Origin of the sequence: Streptomyces sp. MBT65 (assembly GCF_016612545.1) — a bacterium.
GTDB lineage: Bacteria > Actinomycetota > Actinomycetes > Streptomycetales > Streptomycetaceae > Streptomyces.
In genome coordinates this window covers 1-4,922 of record NZ_JAENRY010000444.1, presented here as the reverse complement: position 1 = coordinate 4,922, position 4,922 = coordinate 1, and the positions used below count along the sequence as shown (strand labels likewise).

6 protein-coding genes are annotated in these 4,922 nt (G+C 71.6%); 2 read left to right on the top strand and 4 right to left on the bottom strand.

Features of this window, described 5'->3' with window-relative positions; translation table 11 throughout:
• Nucleotides 1–16: 16 nt before the first annotated feature.
• The 4 genes from JHN63_RS47650 to JHN63_RS47635 are packed head-to-tail and all read right to left on the bottom strand — an operon-like array spanning nt 17 to nt 3,436.
• Nucleotides 17–1,069, bottom strand: a complete 1,053-nt coding sequence (locus JHN63_RS47650; protein ID WP_200691380.1) for a nitronate monooxygenase family protein — start codon at nt 1,067–1,069, stop codon at nt 17–19.
• Nucleotides 1,069–1,815, bottom strand: a complete 747-nt coding sequence (locus tag JHN63_RS47645; protein ID WP_200691379.1) for a CoA-transferase subunit beta — start codon at nt 1,813–1,815, stop codon at nt 1,069–1,071. Before JHN63_RS47645 ends, JHN63_RS47650 begins: the two co-directional genes overlap by 1 nt.
• Nucleotides 1,812–2,663 (bottom strand): CoA transferase subunit A, encoded by an 852-nt coding sequence (locus JHN63_RS47640; RefSeq protein ID WP_200691378.1) that lies wholly within the window; start codon nt 2,661–2,663, stop codon nt 1,812–1,814. The genes JHN63_RS47645 and JHN63_RS47640 overlap by 4 nt, the downstream gene beginning before the upstream one ends.
• A 23-nt stretch (nt 2,664–2,686) precedes the next feature.
• Entirely contained in the window at nt 2,687–3,436 is a 750-nt protein-coding gene (locus JHN63_RS47635) for an enoyl-CoA hydratase family protein (protein WP_200691377.1), read from the bottom strand.
• Nucleotides 3,437–3,605: 169 nt separating this feature from the next.
• Here JHN63_RS47635 and JHN63_RS47630 point away from each other — a divergent pair, with 169 nt between their 5' ends.
• Nucleotides 3,606–4,340: an SDR family oxidoreductase gene (locus JHN63_RS47630; protein ID WP_200691381.1), complete on the top strand. Its 735-nt coding sequence runs from the start codon at nt 3,606–3,608 to the stop codon at nt 4,338–4,340.
• A 1-nt stretch (nt 4,341) separates the two neighbouring features.
• On the top strand, nt 4,342–4,922 hold a 581-nt coding region (locus tag JHN63_RS47625; protein WP_200691376.1), incomplete at its 3' end, for an SDR family NAD(P)-dependent oxidoreductase.

The following is a 4,922-nucleotide window of genomic DNA, read 5'->3' as shown; positions in this document are numbered from 1 at the left end:
CCCCCACCCCCCGAGTTCAGGAGTCGGCCCGCACCAGCGTCCACACCACCTCCTCGGCCTCCTTCATCACCCGGGCCACCAGCTCCGCGCACGACGGCAGGTCCTCGATCACCCCGGCGACCTGCCCGGACGCCATCACCCCGAGATCCGTGCGCCCGTCCACCATCGACGCCTTCAGCAGCATCGGCGTGTTCGCGGCCAGCAGGACCTGGCTCCAGGTCAGGTCCTTGCCGTGCTTCATGGCGAGGCCGTCGCGGATCATGCGCCGCCAGGTCAGGCCGGACAGCCGGCGGAAGCCAGCCGCCCGGCGTACCGCCTGGAACAGGGTTCTCGTACGGCCGGAGTGCTCCAGGGCGTCGACCAGTTCCGTACGGAGCATGCGGTGGGGGAGGCCGTCGACCGCCCGCGTGACCGTGACGTCCTTGACCGTCGCCGCCAGATAGGCCGCTTTCACCGCGTCCGGGACCGTCGAGTCCGAGGTGAGGAGGAAACGGGTGCCCATGGCGACGCCCGCCGCTCCGTAGGCCAGCGCCGCGACCAGCCCGCGCCCGTCGAAGAAGCCGCCGGCCGCCACGACCGGTATGTCCACCGCGTCCACGACCTGCGGCAACAACACCGTCGTCGCCACCTCCCCGGTGTGGCCGCCCCCCTCACCGCCCTGCACGATCACCGCGTCCGCACCCCAGGCCGCGACCTTCTCCGCATGCCGCCGCGCCCCGATCGACGGGATCACGACCACCCCCGCCTCCTTCAGCTCGGCGATCAGCTCGGCAGACGGCGCGAGCGCGAAGGACGCCACCCGCACCCCCTCCTCGATCATGATCCGCACCCGGTCGCCGGCATCGGCCGCGTCCGCCCGCAGATTCACCCCGAACGGCTCCCGCGTACGGGACTTGACCTCGCGGATCGCCTCCCGCAGCCGGTCGGACGACATGGTCGCGGAGGCCAGGATGCCCAGCGCGCCCGCGTTCGCCGTGGCCGACACCAGACGCGGTCCCGCCACCCACCCCATGCCCGTCTGCACGATCGGATGCCGCACCCCGACCAGCCGGGTCAGCGCGGTCTCCATCAGGTGGCCACCTCCCGACGGCGGACGTCCGCCGGGTCGATGACCTCACGGATCAACCGCAGCTCCTCCGCGGTGGGTTCACGGGTCGGCGGGACCTCGTCCGGGATCGTCAGCTCGAAGCCGGTCGCCTCCCTGACCTGCTCCACCGTGACCCCCGGATGCAACGAGGCCAGCCGCATCGAGCGGTCCGGGGTCGCGAAGTCGAACACACCGAGGTCGGACACGACCCGCGGGATGCGGTGGAAACGGGCCGTCCCCGGATGCTCGGCCACCCGGTCGTACCCCACCCCGCACACCATGTCGACCTTCTCCACGAACACCCGCCGCGAATGCCGGGGTATCCAGTAACTCGTCGGATTGTTCAGCGTGTTGATCGGCGCCCCGCGCACCCCGAGCAACTGCCGCTTCGGCCGCGCCCAGTCACCGACGCACGAGATGTTCTGGTTGCCGTACCGGTCGATCTGGCTCGCGCCCATCATCACGTGCCGCCGCCCCCCGGACACCAGGGCCAGATGCTGCCGGTACGGCAACCAGCCCTCCGGCGTCCCGTCCGGGCGGACGATCATCGCCTCGCCGTCGGTCAGCAACAGGTCGGGCGAGAAGGTGAGCCGGGCCAGCCGAGCCCCCACGGACGGGATCGGACCCATCGGGCTGGCCAGGATCTCACCGGCCCCGCGCCACGCCTCGGCACAGGCGATCACGCAGTACTCGGAGCGCGCCACCTCTGTCCGCCGTACGTCCGTCATCCCTGCTCCTCCTCCTGCCAGTCGCGCACCGCCGACCGGTAGTCCGCCTCGTCACCGGACAGGAAGCGCTCGGCGAACTCCGCCCACGGCGTCGTCGCGTACAGCCGCTGGAAGTCCTCGTCCCTGCCGTGGTCGGGAGCGCAGGACGTGAAGTGGGCGCCGCCGGGCGCCTCGACGACCCCGGTCACGTGCAGGCGCTTGACGAGCAGGGACTGGGGCGGTCCCTCCTTCGTAAACTCGGCCGTGTCCACGATCCGTTCGCAGGAGACATAGGCCGCGTCCGCCGCTTCGCAGAACAGGTCGTCGAAGTACGGGTCCGGGCCCAGATACTGTCCGTTGCCCAGCCGGTCGGCGCGGTTGACGTGCACCAGGGCCGCGTCCAGCCGCAGCGCGGGCATCGCGACGAACGTCTCCCCGTCCTCGTACGGCGAAGTGACCGTCCGCAGACCGGGGTTGACCCGCATGACGTCCGAGCCGATCCCCGCGCGCACCGGCAGGAACGGCAGCCGGTTCGCGGCGGCGTGCAGGCCCCACATGAACATGCCCTCGTCGACCTCCGTCAGCTCGAACTCCCCGCGCTCGCGCGCCGCCCGGTAGTGCGGCTCCAGCGGGATGGAGTCGAGGGTGACGAAGGGCGCCACCAGCTTGCGGACCCGGCCTGCCGCCACCAGCATTCCGACGTCCGGGCCGCCGTAGGAGACCAGGGTGAGATCGTCGATGTCGCTCCGTAACAGCGCTCTGACCAGCGACATCGGCTTGCGCCGGGAGCCCCAGCCGCCGATGCCGAGGGTCATGCCGCTCGACAGCCGGGACACGACCTCGTCGGCGGTCATCGTCTTGTCGGTCACCTACGCCCCCTCTCCTCTGGTGTTCACGAATCTCCTCCGGTGTTCCCGAACCTGTCCCGCACCCGGTCGGCCACCCCGCTGACGCTCGCCTCGAAGGTGAAGCCCTGCTCGAAGCGGTAGCTGCGGCGGACGTCGACGGGGTCGATGCCGTTGATCGCGGACTTGGCGAGGCGGATCAGCTCGCCGTCCTTCGCGGCTATCTCGGCCGCCAACTCCATTGCTGCGGGCAGTAGTTCGGCGCGCGGGACGACCCGCCACACCGAGCCGTGCGCGTGCAGCTCGGCCGCCGTCGCCGTGCGCGAGGTGTAGTACAGGGCGCGCATCAGATGCTGGGGGACCAGCCGGGCCAGATGCGTGGCCGCGCCCAGCGCGCCCCGGTCCAGCTCGGGCAGGCCGAAGGTGGCGTCCTCGCTCGCCACGATCACGTCCGCGTTCCCCACCAGACCGATGCCCCCGCCCAGACAGAAGCCCTGCACGGCCGCCACGACGGGCACCTCGCACTCGTACACCGCCGCGAACGCCTCGAAGCAGCCTCGGTTCACCCCGACCAGGGCCGACTGCCCCCGCGCCTGTATCTCCTTGATGTCCACACCCGCGTTGAACCCCCGCCCCTCGGCCGCCAGCACCACACAGCGCACACCGGGGTCGCGCCCGGCCGCGCGCACGGCGTCGGCCAGCGCGAACCAGCCGTCCACCGGCAGAGCGTTCACCGGCGGGTAGTCGACCGTGACGACGGAAATCGCCTTTTCTGCTGAGGAGGTGGAGACACCCATGGACGCATCAGCTACCTTTCCACCAAACATTTGTTAGGTGCGAGGCTTCGAAGCTAGCAGCCGGAGAATCCGAGCGGGAGGGCCTGTGGACAACCACCCTGTGGATAACCGGTCTGTGGATGACCGGCCTGCGGACGGCCTCTCCGTGGACAACTCGCCCGACCCCCCGCTGACCGGCCGGACGGTCCTCGTCACCGGCGGCACCCGAGGCGTCGGCGCCGGTATCGCACGGGCCTTCGTCGAAGCCGGCGCACAGGTGCTGACCTGTGCGCGCAGACCGCCCGAAGACCCCGTCAAGGGAACCGAGTTCAGCCCCCTCGACCTCCGCGACCCGGACGCCGTACGGGAGTTCTTCGCGGCTCTGCCCCGCCTCGACGTGCTCGTCAACAACGCGGGCGGCGCGCCGTACCGCCCCCTCGTCGACGCGACGGCCGAACGGCACGCGCGGATCATCGAGTTGAACCTCCTCGCACCGCTCACCGCCTCCCTCGCCGCGTACGAACACCTCAAGCGGGCCAAGGGCTCGGTCGTGATGATCGGCAGCGTCAGCGGCAGCCGCCCCTCGCCCGGTTCGGCGGCCTACGGGGCGGCCAAGGCCGGCCTGGAGAACCTGGCCCGTTCGATGGCGGTGGAGTGGGCGCCCGACATCCGCGTCAACACCCTCGTCGTCGGCATGGTCCGCACGGAACTGGCCCACCTCCACTACGGCGGCGAGGACGCCGTCCAGGCCGTCGCCCGGACCGTCCCGCTCGGCCGCCTCGCCGACCCCTCCGACGTCGGCGCGGCGGCGGTCTTCCTGGCCTCTCCCGCCGCCGCGTACATCAGCGGGGCGAGCCTTCTCGTCCACGGGGGCGGCGAGCGGCCGGCGTTCCTGGACGCGGCAACTGCCAACAAGGAGACGTGAGATGAGTGCTCTCTGCGACGGCCGGGTCGTCGTCGTCACCGGCGCGGGCCGGGGTCTCGGCCGCGCCCACGCCCTCGCCTTCGCGGCCGAGGGTGCCCGGGTCGTCGTCAACGACCTCGGCGTCGGCCTCGACGGCACACCCGACCCCGACAGCCCGGCGGCCCAGGTCGTCGCCGAGATCCGCGCGGCGGGCGGCGAGGCGGTGGCCCACGGGGGCGACATCGCCACCGGCGCTGGTGCGGCGTCCCTGGTGACCACCGCGCTGGAGACCTACGGGCGGCTCGACACCCTGGTCAACAACGCGGGTTATCTGCGCGACCGGATGCTGGTCAACCTCGACGAGGACGACTGGGACGCGGTGATGCGGGTCCACCTGAAGGGCCATTTCCTGCCCCTGAAGCACGCGGCCGCGCACTGGCGCACGGAGTCGAAGGCGGGCCGCACCCCGACCGCCCGGATCATCAACACCAGTAGCGGAGCAGGCCTGTTGGGCTCCCTGGGCCAGGGCAACTACAGCGCCGCCAAGGCCGGCATCATCGCCCTCACCCTCGTCGCCGCCGCCGAACTCGCCCGCTACGGCGT